Raw genomic sequence first — 22,962 nt, forward strand, 5'->3', positions numbered from 1 at the left:
GTTAAATAAAAATTATAGTTGATTGTTAGTTAGTTTTGTATTAGTTCTTTTCAACCTGTACTTCGATATCAAAGAATCGAAGCATATCGACAACTTCTTTCATCGAATCTGTCCGTTTGATCCTTCCTGAAATTTTCTTAGAGGTATCCTGTTGCTTAATACCGATCGACACGGGGTACCAGCGCTCTAGCTCTTTCACGATAGCTTCCGCTCCGGCATCTTCAAAATAGAACTCTCCATCTTTCCAGGCTATAACAGCCTCTGGGTTACTTAAGGTCTGTACTGTCGGTCTCGTCTTCCGATCTAACTGAACCAACTGTTCCGAAGGCTTTAATATGATAGGTCTGTTATTTTCCGCAGCTCCGGTCACTTGTACAGCCCCCTCTAATAGGGTAACCGCTTTCGTTCCTTCTTCCTTATATTGCCTTATGTTGAAATGCGTACCTAACACTTTTACCTGCTGCCCTTCCGTTTTTACAATAAATGGCGACTTTTTATTGTGTGCAACTTCAAAATACGCTTCTCCATCGATCGCGACTTCCCGCTTATCACCTTGAAAACGAGCTGGGAAAACGATCTTCGAAGAAGCGTTAAGCCATACACCTGTACCATCGGAAAGAATAATATGCAGTTGCTTCCCTCTTGCGGTCTCCACTATTTGTTGTTCCTCAAGCAGCTCTTCATCATCAAGCTTACGAAAATCCAAAGCATAATTTTCGTCCGCTAGGTACGCTATATTACTATCCAACCCTTTCGTTGCATCCAAGAAAATGGTATCTCCATTGGAAAGCACCAACCTAGAAACCGAGCCCGCATCTGCAAAAACTTCTTTCAGATCCTTCTCTGCTAAAAATTCTTGTCCCCCCATACCTCGGTATATCCATATTGATGTTGACAAGATCACTGCAAACATAGCTACTGCCGCAACCCATCTATTTTTATAAATAGGCACCGTTCTAACCTCGATAATATTATCAAGACTGTGGTCTCCATCTTGCTGGGCTTTATTTATAATACCCCGCCAGATTTCGTCTTTTTTATTGTTACTTGGTTTATTGGATAGCCAACGCATCATCATATTTTTGAGTTCTATAGTTATAGTCTGTCTTTTTTTGAAAACATACTATATGGAAATGAAAAATTTTTAGATTTTATTAATGTGTTATTAAAAATTACGGTTGAAGAAGGTTTTTATGCGCCTAAGTCACCGGCGCTGGTGATAAGGTTTTGCTTGATCAAAACCTTAAGAAAAATCAAGGCTTGGGTATTGTTACGCTAAAAACAGTTCAAAGTCCGGAATGTATTTGAGCCGTTGCACTTCTTAAATCCATTCTCGTCAGACTTCTTCTGTTTTCTTAACGCTACAACACCCTAGGCCGTTTAATTTTCACTTTATACTAATTGAATACTTATCATTTGACAGTTTAAGTCATCTGTTTGGCACCAATACATAAGCATTTACGTTGCACCTTCGTCAAATGTCACCTTGGCGGGTTGCCAATTGTAGGAATAGTAATCCGTTGTGGCAAGCCGGCACAGTGACGAGTTTTGGTTACTTTTGAGGGAAAAGTAACATGCCTTGCGCCGGCAGAGAGGCGCAAAAAAAACTTCATTTAACATCGCGACTTGAGCGACACACCTTTAAAACTTTATAAAAAACAAAAACAACAACCAGGTCGCTTTATCACCGAAGCGCAGTTTAAAGCGCTTCAATGCGGATGAAATTTGGTTTCTCACCGTTTGTACTGAAATGCCCAGTTTGTCTGCTATCTGTTGAGCAGATAGGTTTTCAAACCGGCTTAATAGAAATACCTCCCGCATTTTGTCTGGCATCGCATCTATTTCCTTTTTCACCAATTGATTTTCTTCGGAAAAATCGTCTTGTTCCCCCTCTTGGAAACTATAGTCCCAATATTCCTCTTGCTCATTAAGGGGAACAAAAATTGGAAGGCGATCCCTATGGGCGTAAAAATCATAAATCTTATGCCGTAACATAGACAACAGGTAAGCCTCTATATTACTCTTCACGTGCCAATAGCCTCTATTTTTCCATATAATATAAAATACATCTTGAGTGATATCGGAAGCATCCTCTTCTCGGGGTAATTTTTGAAGAGCCATACGATACACTTTTTTCCAATAACCATCGAATAGCTTCTTAAAAGCATTGGGATCAGCATCATTGATCGCCTGTACCATTTCAAGATCTTCCCTTTTCACAATATGCGTGATTTATCCGTTATTAGGAGAGTTAGTGTAAAATTTAGATGTCAAGTATAAGAAAAAACAGTGTAAAAGAAAAAACCGTTGATGAAATCTTTCACCAACGGTCTACACACTAACTATAAAGTATCACTTAGCAACCTATTGAAGTAAGTGTCAAACTCATTTTTATTTAATATCTGTAATAATCGCTTTAATCTTCCCGTTGGATACCCCTGCGTTATCGACTAAAAGATCAAGCTCAGCAATAAATCCACTAAATCCATGTACTAGTAACGTAAGCGGAGAAGACATGGGCATAGCCTCATTCGTGTAAAGAAAATCAGACCATAGTTCATTTTGGTCGTGGCGAAATCGTCCAGTTTTAAATTGCATACCAAAACGTTCAACCACTGCAGAACTAGTTGTATCTACCTCCGTTTTTTGATCAACATTCATTAATGCACTTCTATAAAATATATCAAAACTAAAATCCTTCAGAATGACCGTATCCTGACCATTATACCCTTCTATCTTTCTCACATAAACGGTCTGATTTTTAGTATCAATATCATACTCCGGTTCGGCAACATAAGCTGTAAGCGAAATACCTTCGCCTTCAGATGTTACAACCAATGGTTCTCCTGCGGCCCTTCTCTGAACAATATTTTCAGCTAACTCATAACGGCTATTCTGAAATATGCTAGTATCCCCGTCTAAAGAAATATAATCCATCCGAATGACAACTGCCCCTCGTCCAACATCAATTGGCAACTGCCCATAGACCAATACAGGCAATAAAAGATTTATTACTGAAAATATATTCAAAAAAAAATTCATGATTGCAATTGATTAATCATCTCTATAGTTAGTATTGACTAAATAGCCTGTTTAACTTCCAAACAGCTTGGCCAAATAAGCTTCCAGCTCCTTGCCACGCAAGTTTTTCGCAACGATTGTACCATCAGGGCCAATCAAAAAGGTAGTTGGCAATGCCGTAACTGCAAATCTACTAGTTGCAATAGCGTCATCGCCAGTCACATCATGCATTTGTACCCAAGGCAGCTGCTGACTTTTCAGCGCCCCCTTCCATGCGGCTTCGCTTTTATCGGTAGAAATACTCAAAATCTCAAACGGAGCCTTTCCTTTATATTTTGCATACACTTCTTTTAATGTCTTGAACTCTTCTATACAAGGTCCACACCATGATGCCCAGAAATCCAAAAGCACGTAATTACCTTTTAACGAAGAGAAACTAACTTCCATCCCTTTTTCATTTAATAAGGTGAAATCTTTGACCACAGCCCCTTCTTTAGAAAGCAATGCGCCCTTAATCTGGTTGCCGGCAGATTTTCCGTAGAAACTCTTCTTCACATCCGAAGAAAGCCCTTCGTACGCCTTCAAGGCATCCTCAGGAATCATCACCTTACCATAACGATCCAATAAAAATGCTGCTCCAAAAGAATTAGCATTCTTTGCTACAACTTCAGCCATAACCGCAGCTTCATTACCGCCCTGCTCCTGCACTAATGCAAAATACTGGTTCAGCACATCGTGTGACTTAGAACCAGAAACCTTTGAGGTGTAAAAGGACTCCAAGTCCCCTTCTACAGTAACCGTTCCTGGTCCGTCGACCAATACTCCAAAAGGAGCGTAACCACCATGTTTCTTTGACTCCGCTTCCGAAGCCAACATATGCCTCGTTGGAACGGTAAATGGAAGTTCAATACGCCACCCACCGTTTTCAACAACTGTCGTATCACTATCACCCGTGATATTATTGTATAAATATACTTTAGTACTATTGTACTTTGGATCGACTTTCCCAACCAAGACTACTTTATCCGAAGTTTGCGCCTTTACGGTAAAGAAAGAAAGTACTGAAAATGCAAATACTGCTACAATTGATCTTATTTTCATCTCCCTATTATTTTAAAAGTTCCGCTAATTTCTCATGTAATTGCTCACCTCTCAAATCCTTAGCAACGATTCTTCCTTCTGGATCTATCAGGTAGTTCTGAGGCACACCACGTACACCATACAACTTCGCTACTTCATTATTCCAGAATTTCAAATCACTCACATTCGTCCACGCCAACTTGTCGTCTTCAATGGCCTTCAACCAGTTTGCTTTCTTACCTGGTTGATCCAAAGAAACACCTAATACCGTAAAGTTATTATCCTTAAACTTCTCATAAGCAGCAACCACATTAGGATTCTCTGCACGGCAAGGCCCACACCATGAAGCCCAGAAATCTAACAATACATACTTCCCTCGAAAATCAGATAACTTCACTGGGCTATCGTTCACATCATTCTGCGTAAAATCGGGTGCCATCACACCTACAGCGGTTGTTTTCGCTGCGTGAATCTGTTTCGCAAACTCCAATCCGACCTCTGATTCACGGACTGCTTTCGTCAACGCATTATAAGCGGGCTCCATTTCTAGAACCGTCTTTCCTGCCTGTAACTGATCCTGAATAGCGATCAAACTAAAATAGGAAGTAGGGTATTTAGCAATATAATCTTCTTGTAACTCTCTTTTCTTATTGGCAAATACCATATATTGATCACGAAGAGGAGTTGCAAATGATTCGTCTTGACGTTGCTCAGGAGTAGCGCTACTGTATTTCATATTGATATCTTTGATTCCATCCTCAGACTCCTTCAACATATCTTGATAAGCGGTATAAGCCGTCTGTAATGCAGAACCTTTGATTACAGCTGTTTTCAAAGAATCTTTAGCATTGATAACGGTCTTTCCTTTGTCCACATAAAATCCAACCATATCCGTATTATAGCTCACACGATTCCACCCTTTATTTTCTTGATCATATATCATGTACACCATCGTTGGACCGTTAGCTTCACCTTTAAAAGAAAACTTTCCTTTTACCACCGCTACCGAATCCAACACCTCACTACTTGGTGTACGGATGGACATAAATACCTTACCTTCTTTTTGAGGGTGCTGTATTTTTCCTTCAATACTGAAACTTGATTTTTGCGCCATCGCCGCACCAGGTAGCGCCAACAACATCATCATTTTTAAAACTCTCATCTATCTATTTATTTTAACGTATTAGCATATATCAAGATCAGCAGGTCCTAGTACCTGCTGATCGTATTTTTATTGAAAACTATCTAGTTTTTGGCGGTATTTATTACCTGAAGCTTGAATATCCCAGTTGTATTTATCTTTGAAATACTTGACAAATACATCGTATTTCTGTCTACGCATAGCATTTCCTTGCAGATATTGCTTGTCAATATTTTCATAGGACTCTAACAATAATAATTTAAAAAAAGCAGCGTATTCATCCTTAAAGGAGAATGAGGCATAAGGATCCAAATATCCCCCTTGATCAGCTAAAGCTTGCCATTCTCTATCTCTCTTGTCTCTATCGTAATCAATAAAATACTGATCCCTTATTTTTGTAAAAGCAGCTCCTCCGTCGTACGGCTTTCCAATTTTTTCAAAATTAGGGATCTCTTCTGTAATCCGACTTCCAATCATCTTACTCAATTCTCCCCACGTTGCTCTGGTTAGGGCAGAATCTATATAGTAATGATTCTCTATGTCCACCACCGGTTGAGCGCCATAAGTTTCATTAGGCCATACAAAAGCGAGTCTATTCCGAGCGATAGCATTAAATTGGTATCCCCAAAGTGGATGCCCATAGTTCTTCACGAAGAATATTTCGTTAGGCATTAATTGCTGTGCATATTCTTTGGAGACATTAGACAATAGAGTTTGCATATAGATATACGCGCTTTCTCTCTTATCTTCATCAACCTTATAAACTGGGTAGCGGGCATTATTCACATCCTGCCCCAAATAAGAATTGTAAACTTCTCTAGATTCGTTAAAATCCATTCTTACCCATACATTGTAATCTGCATAAAGAGATTTCTCAATAGGATTAGCATCTTGCTTAGGTTTGAATAACTCTTCAAACCCGAGTTCATCAGTAGGTAAAATGCTAGACTCCTTTTTACAGCTACTCACTGTAAGTGTCACTATAATTAACCCTATAGCAACATAGAAAATATTATTTATCTGTTTCATGACTATCTTGGATTTAATGGCATGCCTGGACTATTTTCAGATTCCGATGGTGGGATCTGCATAATATAACGCGGATCATCTTTTTTTAGCGTAAATACTTTAGCATCTTTGTATACATGTACAATCTCTGGTTTTCCAAATCTTCTTAAATCCAAAAATCTTAATCCTGCATCAAAAGCTAACTCTAATCGACGTTCTTCCAATACGCGATTCAGAACAGCCGCATTATCCGCAAAATCGCTAACATTCAAAGTTTTCACAAAATCCTTACGCATTCTACTTTTCAAAATCAAATTGATATCGTTTAACGCAAGTTCAGATTTATTTAAACGAGCCTGCGCTTCAGAACGAATCAAATAAGCTTCACTAGCTTTAAAAGCAACATAATAAACTAGCAAAGTCTGTGAAGCATACATTTTATAAACCGTTTTACCTGTTTTGATTTGTTGAGTAGCATTTTCTTCCATAGGGTCATAAATAAACTGTCGATAGTCGCTCAGTTCCCCGTAACGCTTACTCAAATTCAATATTTCTTCTACAGGCTTCATAGCCCCAGTCCCATAATAGTAAGGATTATTATTTGCCTTACCTCCTGTAAAGAACATCAGTTCCTTATTAACTTGTGTATCGACGAAACCAAAGTTTAGATTTAATACACCTTTTAATCCACCACTAGAATTTTCAAAAAGACCTTCAATTCCCGAAAGGTCAGCTAAAGGATATTCGTTAATCACTAAAGACGCATATTTGATTGCAGACTCATAATTCCCCATCATCAAATCAACTCTTGCACGAAAAAGTTGCATGGTATTGTATGAAAAACGATATCTATCGGTAATTTTCTTCCCTGATAAAAGCGTGCTCGCTTGGTCAATATCTAATAAAATCTGCTCCCATACTTTTCCAAGAGGTGTACGCTCATTATTTCCTGTATTGGTATTTACATCCTCCGCATTTAATGGCATAGGCACACCTGGCAGATTTAAATTAGCCGGGCTATATACATCCGCATAATAATTGATTAAGTAGAAGTAACAATATGCACGTAAGGCATAAGCTTCTCCTTGCACTTGTTCATAAAGTGATTTTTGAGCCGGTTCGATTGTCATTTTCTTTAGATTATCTAACACCGAATTAGCATAAAATATGCTCTTATACAGCTGTCCCCAATAAGGATCAGACTGCGTACCTGGTGCTAATAAAGACGAAGAAAATGTAAACCATCGTTCATGCTCCTGAGTTGGCTGATTGTCTGCATTGAAATTAGCATAGACATTGTCCGTCAACATATCCGTCTTAGCGAAAAAATCCGTCTTTGGATATCCTCCTAATAAAACGGCTTCAAAATCTTCCAAAGACTTTGGCATCATACTATGTACCGGCTTAATATCCAACATATCCTTACACCCGGAAAAACCAACTGCAAGCACTAAAAATGCATATTTTATATATTTTTTCATTGTTCTCTCAATTAAAATTGTACCATTAAAGACAAAGAGTATGACCTTGGGACTGGCAAATACGTATTTCCAAAGTTGATAGCTGCTCTTTCTCTTGTATTCGAGTACTGAAGGTTTCTAGAACCCTGAGCTTCAGGATCCTGCCCTTTTAACTCTTTATCTTTCCATACATATAAATTATTACCTTGAAGCGCTAAGCGGATATTCTGTATACCTAAAGCCCGTAAACGAGGTGTGAAATAATCATAGCTCACAGACAAGTTTTGCAAGCGAATAAAATCACCTTTTACGGTACGTAAATCTGAATTATCAAACATTAATCCGTTTGTTGGCGCTAGAGCAGTCAATGCATTATCAGTCGCTCCCTCGAGAACTGGTATATTGGTGTATGCCTCATCACCTGGCTTCTGCCATCTATCTACCCACTCTTTAGACATATTTTGTGTTGGATCTGGGAAACTAAGAAAACTACCATTAGACATGTTACGTAAACGCATCACATTACCAAAACTACCAATAAATAACCCTGACAAGGTTATTCGCTTATAGGTGAATGTATTCGTAAATCCAAGCTGCGTTGTAGGATTCATAACACCTGAATAGGCCAATCCATTAACATTTGTCATACCATACAGTACCTTTTCTCCTTCTTTAGCAGTATAGAATGTCGCTCTACCTTGTTCATTCAGGCCCGCAAAACGATAAGACCATAGTCCGTCAATAGGCTCACCAACAACAGCTGTTGCAGAGTAATTCGTACGTCGAGGATCTGTCAGATTTTGTACAGTTGGTTTTGTATACACATCTAATACTTTGTTTTTGTTGAAACCAAAGTTCATATTAGTTGACCATCTAAAGTTCTCATTATCTATATTAATCGTATTGAAAGAAAACTCCCAACCTTGATTCAACATAGAGGCCCAATTGACTTGCACCTGATCAAAACCAGTTACTTGAGATACCTGGCGGTTACCTAATAAATCAACAGCTTTCTTGTGATACCACTCTACATTGAACATCAAACGTCTTTTAAAGAACCCAGCTTCTAATGCAGCGTTGGCAGTATAGGTCTGTTCCCATTTTAGATTTGGATTCTTTGGAGCGATAATCGTCACATAATTTGATGGATTCACAGCATCACTCACGCCGATCCTAGCGACTAAATCAGAATAGGCTTGGGCAGCCACATTCCCCTGGCTACCATAAGATCCCTTTAACGTCAAATACGAAACCCAGTCTACATCTTGCAAGAATTCTTCTTCCTTCATCTGGTAGTTCGCTCCAATCGCCCATAATGGTTGGAATAATTGATTTGTCTTTAAACCAAAACGATTCGAGCCATCGGTGCGGACATTAAAACTCATCGTATAGCGATTATCATAGGTATAGTTAACCGCACCAAAATAAGAAAGATTAGCCCCATCATTCAAGTTTTCAGTCCAGGTTGGAATAGCCAGTTTCTTCATATAATCAAACTGAGGGATTTGTTGGTGTCCTCTATCGTGCGAATAACCATATATCTCAGTACTAACATCACTCGTTCTAGACTTGCGCACCTCTTGACCTATCATTACATTCAGATAATGTAGATTGTTAAAAAACGGATTATAGGTCAACTGATTACGAAAAGTAATCGATCCATTATATGAATTTTTATCCTTTCTGTACCCTCCATCTTTCCAGGTATATACATACTCTCCATTTACAATTTCACGATTATCCTTTTTTCTAATTCGAACGAAATAACTATCATCAACCGCGATATCCTCATCCGTTGTACTTTGTTTAGCATAAGAAAATAAGGATGTAAACGTTAAATCTTTCATGATTTTATATTCTAGATCTAACGATCCTCTTAATCCAAAATTTCTCGAATCACGCCAACCTTTATCTCTGTTCTCCAAGAAATTATACTCCAATCCGTTAAGATAGAAATGGCTATAAGTACCATCAGGATTTGTCGCAGGTTGCGCACGGGTAGTATAAATAGCATATTCAAAAGGATTCTCTTTTGAATCTACGGCGAAGAAACTTTTATTTTCACGTGCATTTATATCCATCATTACCCCTAGACGGATCTTATCATAAATTTTGGTATATACTTTTAATGAACCAGTATATGTTTTTTGTCCCACACCTTTCGCCGTAGCCTGGTCGTCCATATAAGAGCCTGATGCATAAAAAGTCGTTTTTTCATCCCCACCAGAAACACTTAGATTCTGTCTATTGGTAATCGAGGTTCTGAACAAATGCTGAAACCAATCCGTATTTACTGTCTCCAGATAATTAACGTTCTGATTAAATTGATCCCATGTTAATTTCTTGTCCATCACATCGATGAAATAACGTTCAAAATCAGACACGGTATTATATTCCCCTGCAGCAGGACTATTCGCGTTAAAGAACCCTCTATTGATCATTTCACGATTGACATCGATACGCTCTTTAGAATTCATCATATAGGCATCTTCAATACGCGGGCGTTCACCCAAGCTCAGGTTACTCGTAAAACTTAAACGCGTCTTCCCTGCCTTACCTTTCTTTGAGGTAATTACAATTACTCCATTCGCCGCGCGTGTACCATAAATGGCAGTAGCTGCGGCATCTTTCAATACGTTGATACTCTCTATATCCTCGACATTGACACCACCAATTCCCGAGGCGATCAGGTTACGGTTGGTCATGATATCATCTACAGATACATTGACCGCATCATCTAAGATAATACCATCGACAACCCATAGTGGTTGTGTGTTACCACTCAATGTCGCCGTACCACGAATACGGATCTGTGGCATCGCTCCCGGTGCTCCTGATGTACTCATCACCGTCATTCCCGGTACCTGCCCTTGCAGCAACTTATCAATATTCGGTTGGAAGATCGTTTCTAACTGCTCCATATTGACAGTAGCAACCGAACCCGTCAAGGATTTTTTATTCAAATTCTGATATCCTGTTACAACGACATCATCTAGCTGATTCTCTGCTGGTGTAAGACGTACTTCTGTCCAAGTTTTCCCCTGTAATGGTATCTGTAACGTTTCAAATCCCATGCTCTTGAACACCAACGTAGCATTCGTACTCGTTACAGAGATGACGTAAGTACCATCTACATCAGTACCTACGGTATTACGTGGATTATCTTTTTCGCTTACAGTGATACCTTGAAGTGGCTTTCCTTTGTAGTCCATTACACGTCCACGGACCTGTACTTTTTGCTGTGCAATCGATTGTGGTTTTGCAGTAATCACAATCGTTTTATTATCTATACTATATTGCAACGGTTGATTCTTGAAACAATGATCTAGCACCTCTTGTACCGTTGCATTTTGCATATCGATATCTACAGGTCTATTGGATTTGACCAATGACTCATTGTAAAAGAAATCACAGTTGCACTGTCTCTTGATTTCACTAAAAACTTGAGAAAGTGTCATTCCCTTTCTCTTGATGCTGACGCGCTGTGCGAAAGCCGCCATACTCATTTGCGCAAAGGCTAGCGCAACCAGTAAGATAGTTGTACGTTTTCCCAAAGCCATACTTTTCAGTAATGCCCTGGCATTAGATAAATTCATTCAGTAATAATTTATTAGTTCAATATTTACGGTGTACGACTGCTTATTCCCATCAAAGCAGTGGTTAGTTAGATTGAATTTGTATTCGTGTAAAGCTATACCATCAAGACGACCCTCCTTTCCTTCACGCCAACTGGCATAATATGGTATCGGATCTGCCCCGTTCGATTTAATATTTCTAAGACTTCTTCTAAACTTCTATTTCTGGATATTACTCCAGTGAATCCATATCCCTTTCCTCTGGTCACCACCTGAACCTCTACTCCATACCATCTAGAAAGCTCATTCCCGATCTGATCAAGGCTTGCATCAAAGAAGGCAAACTCTTGATTTCTCCAAGCATTAACCTTATCCATTTGCGCAGGTAACACTTTCATATCAGCTCCTCCCCAGGTTACAATACTACTCTGTCCCGGTTTTAACGTATATGCCCGGCTATTGGTCGCCACCTCAACACTTCCTTCCATTAGGGTAGTAGTGGTCCGGTTCTCTCCATAAGCTTTGACATTAAAATGTGTCCCCAATACTCGAATCTTCTGATCATTGGAAAACACTAAAAATGGCTTCTCTTTATTCTTTGCTACTTCAAAATAGGCTTCACCCTCTAATTCGACTTTACGCACACCACCAATGAAATTAACATCATAGGTCAGTCTCGACCCCGCATTGAGCCATACCTTAGTACCATCCGTCAACATCAAGGCTCCTGTCTTTCCTGCTGGAACATTTACCTGTTGAATCATAGGCTCTTTCGCTTCCTCCAGCTTTTTTAGCTCAAAGAAGGAATTACCATTCTGCTTTTCTGTACTCGCATACACGGTCTCATTACCATCTGACAATTCGACAATTTCTCCACTTGGCAAGGTTAAAGTCACTCCATCATTTGCTGAGGCATTTTCTGCTGCTTTAGCAATGACCTTTGTGGAGATCGCATCAGAAGGCGACACCATATCCTTACTTCTTTGATAACCGATAAAACCAATAATCACTGCTGCGGCAACCGCAACCCAACGCAGGTAAGGGATCAACGGACGGATTTTCGAAGGAGATTCTTCTCCAAAAATCATGTTCTCTATAATAGGATACTGTTCTTTCGAAAGCACGGTTAGCTCTTCGATGTGGTCATCCTGCTGCAACTTAGCCTCAAACACCTCGTCAATATACTGCTCCAGTTCGGCACGAAAATCCTCCTCAGAAAATGTATCAACCAACCAAGCAGCCTGCTCGGGTGTACATTTCCCTACCAAGTATTGTTCAAAAACTTGTTTTTTGTTATACATAACTTCAGTTTTTTAGTGGCGCGCATTTATCTATATACGCAGTAATACGACAAAGTCTATGCTCTAAAAATTATATTTTTTAAAAAAATTTAACACCTTATTAAAAAACAGCGGTAAACTGACTCCAATAGTATTGAATGAGCTCAGAGCTCTACCAGTAACCACCCTGTAAAAAAGTATCGATGATGTAGATTATTCCAGACGAGGGATATTTCAGAAAGATAGCAGCCTATCTATTATTAATCCAAAAACCAAGTAATACTATAAGCAACCCAAATAGTTTTTCACCCAGTTCACTTTTTAGAAAGCGCATTGCTTTGGCCATATGGTCTTTTATGGTACCGACAGATACCCCGTAGGCCTCAGCAGCTTCTTCATAACTTTTACCCTGAAATTTACAAAACAGGAAAATCTCTTTACGCTTAGTCGGCAACCGCTCTATTGCTACAGACAATGCTTCGGTCATTCGCTCTACCGTATCATTCTCTTCTTCCAAATCGTAATATAACGTTGCCTGTGTCAACAAAGCTTTACGGACCGCCTCATTGGAGGCTGATTTTCGGAAATAATCGACAACAAGATTACGCGCTATAGTATGCAGTAATGGCCAGATTCCCTGATCTAGCTGTATGCGCTCGCGCATATCCCACAAACGCACAAAGGATACCTGATGAACCTCCAGTACGCTATCTTGGTCAGGGAGAAGCTGATTCAGCTTATGCAATAAAAGTGGAGAGTGCAGATTATAAAGCTTAGAAAAAGCCTGCCGATCTCCCTCTATTAAAAGAGAAATCCATCTACTTTCACTAAATTCTTCTTTTTCCAAGCGTCCTTACTTTAAACGAAACAAAATTATGAATTTTTTATTAATAACGATTTTATAAATATGTTCGCTACAGAGCTCCTGATTAAGAAGGGAATATCGTATTGTGTTGTTATTATTTTAAATGAAGGTTTTTATGCGCCTCTATGCCGGCGCAGGGCAACAAACTTTTGCTTGATCAAAAGTTTAGCAAAAATCAAGGCTATATCTTATTTCTTGTTCCAGTAGCGCCATGGTGTAAGCGCAATTCCTAGGTCTCCTAATCTAAAGGCCCCACCCAAGGACTGGAATCTGCTGGAGATAATGCAACATGTAAGGGTTGTCATACAACATGCCTACTTTCACCGCCAAATAAGCTAAGGCCGCTTTGAAGCCTGTCGATGGAATAGAGGACGTGGTAATCAATAAGCAACACCTAAAAAACGACCTTGTAGCATATGAAATCTAAGGCCGTAAAGCTATCACACAGACTGTTGTATATATTGCTGTAACTAAGGATTTCCAGTCTATGGGTGGGGCGAGCGTTGTGGCGACCTTGGAAACCGCCTTGATAGCTTTATGTGCTGTGATGAACATAGGCTACACAGTCTTGACTTTTTTTGCTTCGTTTTTTTGGTCAAGCAAAAAAATGAAGATCCCGTCCTGATAAGGACAAATAGAATAATTTAAACCTTCTTTTAATTTTAATCTTATTAAACTACTGCGATGGTAAGGGCGTAATTTTTAACGTAACAGGAAGCCCCAACTCTTTGCGCAGGGCATGCATGAATTTATCTCCGGGATCGCGCTTTTGAGTGATATAAGTTGGGTTACTCTCTTTCCACCACATTGTCTTCTTGAATGCCTGATATTCATGATGTCCTATCACATATTCAATTGTATATTTCTTACGGAGATACTTGATAAGCTTTGTATTGGCCTGTAGTTGTTTTTCAGTCAATGGATTGTTGGGTGTACCAATATTCTCGATACCGATAGCACAATAATTAAGGCCTATCGTATGTCTGGCAAATTGATTTTCCTCCAGCAACTGATAGATACGACCATCCCGACCGATCACAAATTGTGCAGACACATTTAAAGAACTCGCCGTCTGCAAATCCCTCCTTCCGGGAAGAAATATAGGGTTAAACGTCTTAATCGTCGCATTCACACTCATATTCTCGGTATAATGCACTACAACTATACGCGGTTCTATCAGAGCGGTATCCGTATGAATACCGTGCCTTTTCAACAGGTATTCCAACGAAAGCCGCTCGCGGTCTGCATCCCATTGTATAGGTCGCTTTATGACACTAGGCTTGGTCTGTCCGGAAAGTCCTAAAATACTCCCGAAGACCAAGCCTACTGATATTATTATTCTCCATGAAAGCATCTTATTTTTAATAATCCAAGCTACTCCCATGTATAGTTCTTTTTTATTTAAAAGCTATTTTTAGTTATGCTGCACACTCTTAGCAATATAAGCACTTTCATTGCCCAAGCGGTCTACCGCACGCACTGCCACATCATAAAGTGTCTTTCCATCTTTCTGCTTCGGAAGCTCCAATGAAGTAACTCCAGCATCGAGGATATCTGTTGTCCACACCTCACCATAGCGGGTATACACAATCCAATGCGCTACTTGATCAGGCTGTTTCTGCAACCATTTCGCAAATACCGTATTCTTCTGGTTCGTCAACAACAAAGTCGGACGCAACAGTAGATTAGCCTTAAGCCATGGGCTCTTTGGAATCAACGCCTTTTCCTTGTACGGACCATTTTTCAATGCAGGCAACATGGCCGGGTTTTTCGTAAGGCCAGCAATACTCCAATGTACCGCTCCAGGACTATTCGGCACGATCTCACGAGATGCAGCAACCTGATTCACGATTTCCTTTGTTTTATCCGCAGCTCTTACCTCTACCGTATTCAGGCCAGGCCACAAATGTCTATTATATCTATTTTCAGACTGCCACCATTTCAACAGCGCCGTAAAGCTCTGTTTTTGTGGTTCAATCGGCCAATAAAGCTGTGGGGTAAAATAATCAATCCACCCTTCATTAAGCCACAATTTCGCATCAGCATATAATTCATCATACTGTGAAGAACCGGTTACTCCTGAAGGATAGCCTGGTTTCCAAATGCCAAATGGGCTCAGACCAAACTTAACAAAATTCTTCTCCGCTTTGATCTCCTCGTATACCCGTTTTATAAAGCGGTTTACATTATCCCTACGCCAATCTCCTCTGGACAGTGCGCCACCATCTGCTTTATAAGCATTCCAAGTTTTGTTATCTGGAAAGTCTGCTCCGCCATTGTATTCTGCGTAAGGGTAGAAATAATCATCAAAATGAATTCCGTCTATATCATAACGTTTTACGATATCATTGACCACCTTTGCCGCATGGTCCTGCGTACGCTGATCTGCAGGATCAAACCAATACATGCCATTACGTAATCGCACCACATTATCTGGTGTACGTTTTACCATAGACTCAGCAGTAACCGTCCCCCCATTAGAATGGTGTGCACGATAAGGGTTGAGCCATACATGCAGCTCAAGACCACGCTTATGTGCTTCCTGCACCCAAAAATCCAATGGGTCATAGTAAGGTTCAGGACGCTTGCCAATCTCTCCGGTCAAGAAGTAAGACCATGGTTCGAACTGGCTATTATACATGGCATCTGCAGATGGGCGGGCCTGAAAAATAACCGCATTGAAATTATTATCCTTCAGCATATCCAATAAAGCAATCGCTTCTTGCTTCTGCTGTTCTGTAGTCAGATTACGTTTAGAAGGCCAGTTGATATTAGCCACCGTAGCTACCCAAGCAGCTCGGAATTCGCGCGGTACAGACGGAAGATCGACCACCAAAGACTCTTCTTCTTTAGCCTTTACTGGCGGTGCCATTTCAGCGGACTGCGCCACTAATGGAGGTTTAACATCTTTTTTCGGAGTTTCCTTCTGAACGACTGTAGTCGCCTTAGAATTAGAGACCTCTGTCTCTGCTTTCTTCCTACCTTGCGTTTTTTTATCCTTACGTGAAGCACAAGAAAACATAAAGACAGAAATTAATAGTGCAGCAATGACTGCGCTTTTAATCGTATTTAAAGTCATAGTACGCAAAACTACACTTTCTCTCCCTCAAAATAAACCTTTTTCACATTAAAGTATTGATCAAAAACCAATACATTCGCTTTTGCGCCCTCCCCTAAATGTCCGATATCTGTTCGTTCTATCAGTCGGGCTGGGTAAGTCGTTGCCATCCGAATGGCTTCATCCAATTGAATCCCTACCTTCTCAACACAATTTCGGATAGCCCCTAACATGGTCAATGCTGATCCACTCAGCGTGCCATCAGGCAGCACATAATGATCCTTGTTAAAAACGTGTTGATAAATTCCACTTTCACACCCCGTAACCGCATCGGTAATCAAGTACAACCGTTCACCCAATTGCGTTTTACTGATCTTTACCACTTCATAATCGACATGAATGCCATCAACCACTATTGAAGCACATACATTCTTATGATTGAATATGGCACCCGGTACGCCCGCTTGCCGATGATGCAATGGCGACATCGCATTCCAAAGATGTGTTGCAGCTTTAATCCCCTTATCGAATGCGTTCGACGCCTCATGAAATGTCGCATCAGTATGTCCGGCACTGATCAACAATCCTTTTTCTACCAAATAATCAAGACAGTCCTGTTCCAACAATTCCGGAGCTACCGTTATAATCCCGACAACATCTTCATTGCCTTCCAACAAGTGGCGTAGTGTAGGGATATCGGCTTTGACAATAAGAGCTTCTGGATGCGCTCCTCTCTTTTTAGCATTCAGAAAAGGTCCTTCCAGATGCAAGCCCATCGCCACCCGAGGAGAAGCTTCCTTAAACACACGAATCGCCTCATCAAATACTTGAATGGTATTTGTTGCCAATGTTAAATAAAAAGAAGTACATCCCTGCCTCAATAATTCCTGCTCTATTTTATCGAGCGCATCTGCATTTGGTATTTCTGAAAACAGATTTCCTCCTGCCCCATAAATCTGTAGATCGATCAATCCGGGACATATGTTATCTCCCTCTACATTGACCTTCTCAAATCCTTCTGGAATCTGGGTCTCGGGTACTATTCTCTCAATCCTGCCATCCGAGATTAACAGAGCATGATGGTGTATAATATTATATCCGGAATAGATTGTTCCGTTGTACAAAGCTAGCTTTCTTTCCATACTGCAATTTAAAAAAAATCATGATGTCCCTGCATCAGGCACAGACACAAAACAATCACAATGTTATCTTTAGAGCTCTTGAATGCCAATGCAAGAGAAAACATCATGAAAAAAAAACATTTTGTTAACATTTTGTAACAGATGATATCAGGAGAAATGAAGATTTTTATGCGCCTCTATGCCGGCGCAGGGCAACAAACTTTTGCTTGATCAAAAGTTTGGCAAAAATCAAGGCTGTATCTTATTTGTTGCTCCAGTAACGCCATGGTGTAAGCGCAGTTCCTAGGTCTCCTACACTCAAATCCACGCTAGGACTGGAATCTGCTGGAGATAATGCAAGATGTAAGGATTGTCATACACCATGCCTACTTTCACTGCCAAATAAGCTAAGGCCGCTTTGAAGCCTCTCAATAGAATAGAAGACGCTGTAATCAATAAGCGACACCTGAAAAACGACCTTGTAGCATATGGAAACTAAAGCCGTAAAGCTATCACACAGATTGTCGTACGTATTGCAGTAACCAAGGATTTCCAGTCTAAGGGTGGGGCGAGCGTTGTGGCGACCTTAGAAACCGCCTTAATAGCTTTACGTGCTGTGATGAACATAGGCTATACAGTCTTGACCTTTTTGCTTCGTTTTTGTGTCAAGACAAAAATGAAGGTCTCGTCCTGACAAGGACTATTTTAAACTTTGACCTTATCAATTTACATTCCGCATTTAAAAGCAACAAATATTCGTAACTTCGTATCACACGAAACCTCAGACTATGGGAAAAGCCAAACAAAGCACAAACGGTAGTATAAAAGCAATGCGCATCATCAATATCATTGCGATTACAGTCTTTGTCTTAGGAATCCTTTATAAAATATTTATAGCTAAATAATAATGTCACAGAAAGAAATCTTCAACACAGATAAGGCACCTGCAGCAATCGGGCCTTACAACCAAGCTATCAAAGCAGACAAAACATTGTATGTATCGGGCCAGGTACCTTTCAATCCGGAGACGATGGAATTGGTCACTACAGGTATAGCAGATGAAGCCCATCAGGTATTAAAAAATGTTGGTGCCATCTTAAATCACGCTGGTTATGATTTCAAAGATGTATGCAAAGCTACCATCTTCTTATCGAGCATGGATGATTTTGCAACAGTAAACGAAGTGTATGCACAGTATTTCAACGAAAACCAGCCTGCACGCGAGTGTGTCGCGGTAAAAACATTACCGCGCAACGTAAACGTAGAAATATCGGTGATTGCCTGGAAAGCATAATTCCAATAATACAACCTTTACAAACACATTTCAGCCCTGATCACACAGGGCTTTTTTTTAACAAAAACTTTAGACCTTGTAGCGATTTTTACTCATCTACCGTATTAAGTACATTATAAACGTTAATTCAAAAAAAATGGTAAAAACTAACCTCTTATTTTGCTACCTACTGGGTCTAATTACTTTATTTTCCGCCTGCAGCAAAGACGATGGTAAATATGACGAACTCATTCGTCTTGCTGACGTAAAACTACAGGAAGCAATCAAGTTGGCTGAGAACCAGCCTTGCAAGCCCGTAGAAGAATGGCGTATAGACACACTATCTTACAGATATGTCCCTGTGCACCCCAGTTTTGAAAAGGAATACAATGCGCTGATAAAAGAATATCGAAATCTTGCCGAACAGGCTAGCAAAGCGTACAAGCCCGGTAAACATGACCCAATAGCATATAACACTACACCTGTAATACTACCTCCTAACTTTGGGTTACGCTGCAAAGAAGGTAAAATGATCGTCGCATCGGCATTTGACCTTGAACTTACAGAAATCGACCAAAAAATAGAAAATTTATTGCCTCAAATCCGCGACTTCTTCAAAGATGTACCTTGCACTGACGCCAGCAAATGGAATATCCTCACAATAAGAAAAGACTGCGAATTTATACCTGTTGCCTATACTGAAACCCGTGAATTAGGCCTTTTTTTCAAAAAAACAGAACAATTAAACCACTTAAACTACGCTAGGTATCACAAAACAGGAAAGGAATGTCCAACACAGAATCCAAATCCTCCAAAAGGGATCATCTGTAAAGACGGGCATCCCACATTACAATAGGTATTTACGAGATTTTATCCCAGGATATACCTGGAGCCCGTTGATTAAGATAGATGGACAATTGCTGGTGCTGTGGTGCCAGCAGTTGTGGATCTTCCTTGAATATTTCGATCACCCGACTACGGGCTTCACTCAATATCGCCTGATCCTTGGCCAAATCTGCAATCTTCATTTCCAACACGCCCGACTGCTGTGTCCCCGACAGATCTCCCGGGCCACGCAGTTCAAGATCCACCTCCGCGATTTCAAAGCCATCGTTCGTCCGTACCATCGTATCTAACCGTTTGCGTCCTTCTTTACTTAGCTTATCTCCTGACATCAAAATACAGAATGACTGTTCCGCTCCACGGCCTACACGCCCACGTAGCTGATGCAATTGGGACAGACCAAAACGCTCAGAGTTTTCAATAATCATGACCGACGCATTTGGCACGTTGACCCCTACCTCAATTACGGTAGTCGCGACCATAATCTGGGTTTCGCCTTTCACAAAACGTTGCATTTCAAAGTCCTTATCCTTCACAGGCATCTTACCGTGCACAATACTGATATGATACTGCGGCAGAGGGAATTCCCGCATCAATCCTTCCAGACCTGCCTCCAGATACAGTAAATCCATTTTTTCACTTTCCTTGATCAATGGATAAACGATATACACCTGTCGACCTTTAGTAACTTCCTCCCGTATAAAACCAAACACACGCAGGCGCTGATTTTCGAAAAAATGAACTGTCTTTATAGGTTTACGTCCAGCTGGCAATTCATCAATAATAGAAATATCCAAATCTCCGTACAGCGTCATTGCCAAGGTACGTGGTATAGGTGTCGCCGTCATAACCAACATATGCGGGGGCACGACATTCTTCCTCCACAATTTAGCCCTTTGTTCGACTCCGAATCGGTGCTGTTCATCAATCACGACAAAGCCGATATTCTTAAACTTCACTTTGTCTTCAATCAGCGCGTGCGTACCTATGAGGATATCCAGAGAACCATCCTCCAGCCCCTGATGTATCAAACGTCGTTCTTTTGTCGGTGTAGACCCCGTCAGCAGTTTAATCGAACAGATATCCTCACCAATTAGTTCTTTGAGCCCATTATAATGCTGCGTAGCCAAGATTTCAGTAGGTGCCATCATACAGGCCTGAAACCCATTATCCAATGCTATCAGCATACTCATCAGTGCAACCACTGTCTTGCCAGACCCAACATCTCCCTGCACCAGCCGATTCATCTGCGCGCCTGTGTTCGTATCCTGCCGGATTTCCTTGATCACGCGCTTTTGCGCATTAGTCAGCGGAAAAGGCAACCGCTCATTGAAAAAAGCATTAAACCTATCGCCCACCTTATCAAACCGATGCCCTTTGAATTTTTGGGTATTCAACTGCTTATTACGCAGAAGTCGCAGTTGTATAAAAAAAAGCTCTTCAAACTTCAACCGTCTGATAGCGGCATTCAGCTCATTCACATTTTGAGGAAAATGTATAGCCAACAATGCTTCTTTATGACCAATAAGATTGTGCTTCTGAAGAATATAAGCAGGCAATAGCTCTTCTATCCCATTATACACCGCTTCCAGCGCTGTCTGCTGAAGCTTTTGAATACCTTTGGTATCCAGATTGAACTTCTTTAATTTCTCCGTTGAAGAATACACCGGCTGCATCGTCATATTGCCAACCTTCTTCTCCGCAGAACTGTACAGCTCCATCTCTGGATGGGTCATCGAGATCGCACCGTTGAACTCCACAGGCTTACCATAGATAATATAGGGACTACCGATTTTCAGGCTTTTTTTAAGCCAGGGTATACTCTGGAACCAAACCAGCTCCATAGTTCCTGTCTCATCACGAAACTGTGCCACCAGACGCTTCCCCCGACGCTCACCGACTTCTTTCAACGAAATCAAGCGGCCCAGTATCTGCGCTCCGATCAAATCTGCATGTACCTGTCGTATTTTATGGAATTTAGTACGGTCAATATACCGGAATGGATAATACTGCAACAAATCCCCAATAGTAAATATCAGCAGCTCCTTTTTTATTACATCAGCTTTCTGCGGACCTACACCTTTGAGGTATTCTATTGGAGTTATTAAAGATAAATTAGCCATTCCTAAGAACGGCTAATTTACAAAAACTAAATTAAAACGTTTCTGTATTTCGGCACACATGAAAACCGCTACAGAAATGCCTACTGATATATAGGGGATTGGTCGGATTTATTTTAAATTGTTTATCATATTAACCAGATTGCTCTTTGTCTCTCTTTTTATCTCTTCTTTACCGATTGTAATAACGCCTTTATCCTCAATCTTGACCTTTCTGATTGCATAAGCCACAGCTCCGTTACTTTCCGAAACAAACACAATATGCAGATTCAGGCCTACAGGCACAAAACCATAGTGTTCCGAAAAGAAATGATCTTTACTGTCGTAAGTATCCAAAAGGGCCAATACATTCGGTTCCCCCTCATAGGCTAAAAACACACCTGAGTTCTCCTTGTTATATTCTGCAGGCACCACAACTTTGATCTGCGTCTTTGGCCGTGCGTCATTATAAAAGCGGTCCACATTCGCCCATCCGAAACTATCTCCCCAGATATCATATCGTGCGGTCTCTGTATTAGGTCCTATTCCTGCTTCTTTTCCCTGTCCTTCAGGATTGACTTCCTCCCAGACCAGGTCTCCTGCCTCATTGATATTTCCCTTCCACAGCTTCATATCCATGTCCAACCCGCCAGTATTAGCCGCTGGTACTGTCACCGAAAATGTACATCCCGGTTTCAGAACTTTATCCCCCTGTTTAACCTGAATATTATATTCTCCCCCTGTCACCAAAGGCAATAAATTTCCTGAAGCGTCTTTTCCCATCACAGGCTTGTTGGTCATTACCATATTTCCTCTGTCATAAATCTCAACAAAAGAAAGGGCCACATCTCCGGAAACCAGATTATTACTGGCATCCCGAAGACAGTTGGGATGTATCGTTACTTTAGCTCCTTTGGAGGAAGTAAAAACCACACCGTCTTCTGCCTTAAAAGTCTTCGTCTGCGTTAGATCCTGTAGCGACTGAGCCCTCATTTCTTTAAAAGCTGCGGCTGATGGTCCAGCTATCTCGGTTTCTATTCCGTCATTCTTACAAGATGTCGCGATAAAGGATGCACACAGCAATACCGCCAAAGTTTTAAAAGTAAATGTTCTTTTCATGTCTTTAAGATTTTAATTG

The 22,962-nt window shown here is 40.6% G+C and carries 17 protein-coding genes; 2 read left to right on the plus strand and 15 right to left on the minus strand.

Going from position 1 to position 22,962, the window contains the following annotated elements; genetic code table 11:
- Window positions 1-40: 40 nt before the first annotated feature.
- From CLV99_RS19350 to nagA, 13 genes are all read right to left on the minus strand, one after another.
- Window positions 41-1,078, minus strand: coding sequence for a FecR family protein (locus CLV99_RS19350; RefSeq protein ID WP_133586156.1), 1,038 nt, complete (start codon window positions 1,076-1,078; stop codon window positions 41-43).
- A gap of 563 nt (window positions 1,079-1,641) precedes the next feature.
- Window positions 1,642-2,220 (minus strand): RNA polymerase sigma factor, encoded by a 579-nt coding sequence (locus CLV99_RS19355; RefSeq protein ID WP_133586157.1) that lies wholly within the window; start codon window positions 2,218-2,220, stop codon window positions 1,642-1,644.
- Window positions 2,221-2,391: 171 nt separating this feature from the next.
- The gene (locus CLV99_RS19360; RefSeq protein ID WP_133586158.1) at window positions 2,392-3,042 is read right to left on the minus strand and encodes a hypothetical protein; all 651 of its coding nucleotides are present in this window, start codon (window positions 3,040-3,042) and stop codon (window positions 2,392-2,394) included.
- A 51-nt stretch (window positions 3,043-3,093) separates the two neighbouring features.
- Window positions 3,094-4,122 carry a TlpA disulfide reductase family protein gene (locus tag CLV99_RS19365; RefSeq protein ID WP_133586159.1) on the minus strand — a complete coding sequence of 343 codons (1,029 nt, stop codon included), beginning with the start codon at window positions 4,120-4,122 and terminating at the stop codon, window positions 3,094-3,096.
- Between the two features lie 7 nt (window positions 4,123-4,129).
- Entirely contained in the window at window positions 4,130-5,263 is a 1,134-nt protein-coding gene (locus CLV99_RS19370; protein WP_133586160.1) for a TlpA disulfide reductase family protein, read from the minus strand.
- Window positions 5,264-5,332: 69 nt separating this feature from the next.
- Window positions 5,333-6,271 carry a hypothetical protein gene (locus CLV99_RS19375; protein ID WP_133586161.1) on the minus strand — a complete coding sequence of 313 codons (939 nt, stop codon included), beginning with the start codon at window positions 6,269-6,271 and terminating at the stop codon, window positions 5,333-5,335.
- Between the two features lie 2 nt (window positions 6,272-6,273).
- Window positions 6,274-7,731: a RagB/SusD family nutrient uptake outer membrane protein gene (locus tag CLV99_RS19380; protein ID WP_133586162.1), complete on the minus strand. Its 1,458-nt coding sequence runs from the start codon at window positions 7,729-7,731 to the stop codon at window positions 6,274-6,276.
- A gap of 11 nt (window positions 7,732-7,742) precedes the next feature.
- A complete protein-coding gene (locus CLV99_RS19385; RefSeq protein WP_133586163.1) occupies window positions 7,743-11,306 on the minus strand; it encodes a SusC/RagA family TonB-linked outer membrane protein in 3,564 nt (1,187 codons plus the stop codon).
- 95 nt (window positions 11,307-11,401) lie between these two features.
- A complete protein-coding gene (locus CLV99_RS19390; RefSeq protein WP_133586164.1) occupies window positions 11,402-12,586 on the minus strand; it encodes a FecR family protein in 1,185 nt (394 codons plus the stop codon).
- A gap of 229 nt (window positions 12,587-12,815) precedes the next feature.
- The gene (locus CLV99_RS19395) at window positions 12,816-13,412 is read right to left on the minus strand and encodes an RNA polymerase sigma factor (RefSeq protein ID WP_133586165.1); all 597 of its coding nucleotides are present in this window, start codon (window positions 13,410-13,412) and stop codon (window positions 12,816-12,818) included.
- Window positions 13,413-14,106: 694 nt separating this feature from the next.
- Window positions 14,107-14,814: an N-acetylmuramoyl-L-alanine amidase gene (locus CLV99_RS19400; protein WP_211348581.1), complete on the minus strand. Its 708-nt coding sequence runs from the start codon at window positions 14,812-14,814 to the stop codon at window positions 14,107-14,109.
- A gap of 30 nt (window positions 14,815-14,844) precedes the next feature.
- A complete protein-coding gene (locus CLV99_RS19405; protein WP_246032812.1) occupies window positions 14,845-16,509 on the minus strand; it encodes a glycoside hydrolase family 10 protein in 1,665 nt (554 codons plus the stop codon).
- A gap of 11 nt (window positions 16,510-16,520) precedes the next feature.
- A complete protein-coding gene (nagA, locus tag CLV99_RS19410) occupies window positions 16,521-17,630 on the minus strand; it encodes an N-acetylglucosamine-6-phosphate deacetylase (protein WP_133586166.1) in 1,110 nt (369 codons plus the stop codon).
- A gap of 886 nt (window positions 17,631-18,516) precedes the next feature.
- Here nagA and CLV99_RS19415 point away from each other — a divergent pair.
- Both CLV99_RS19415 and CLV99_RS19420 read left to right on the plus strand, forming a co-directional pair.
- Window positions 18,517-18,903, plus strand: a complete 387-nt coding sequence (locus CLV99_RS19415; protein ID WP_133586167.1) for a RidA family protein — start codon at window positions 18,517-18,519, stop codon at window positions 18,901-18,903.
- Between the two features lie 136 nt (window positions 18,904-19,039).
- Entirely contained in the window at window positions 19,040-19,738 is a 699-nt protein-coding gene (locus tag CLV99_RS19420) for a hypothetical protein (RefSeq protein ID WP_133586168.1), read from the plus strand.
- A 4-nt stretch (window positions 19,739-19,742) separates the two neighbouring features.
- Here CLV99_RS19420 and recG read toward each other — a convergent pair whose 3' ends face one another.
- Window positions 19,743-21,848 (minus strand): ATP-dependent DNA helicase RecG, encoded by a 2,106-nt coding sequence (recG, locus tag CLV99_RS19425; protein WP_133586169.1) that lies wholly within the window; start codon window positions 21,846-21,848, stop codon window positions 19,743-19,745.
- A 108-nt stretch (window positions 21,849-21,956) separates the two neighbouring features.
- Entirely contained in the window at window positions 21,957-22,943 is a 987-nt protein-coding gene (locus CLV99_RS19430) for a hypothetical protein (RefSeq protein ID WP_133586170.1), read from the minus strand.
- Window positions 22,944-22,962 lie beyond the last annotated feature (19 nt).

This window comes from Sphingobacterium yanglingense, assembly GCF_004363245.1.
In the GTDB taxonomy this organism is placed as follows: domain Bacteria; phylum Bacteroidota; class Bacteroidia; order Sphingobacteriales; family Sphingobacteriaceae; genus Sphingobacterium; species Sphingobacterium yanglingense.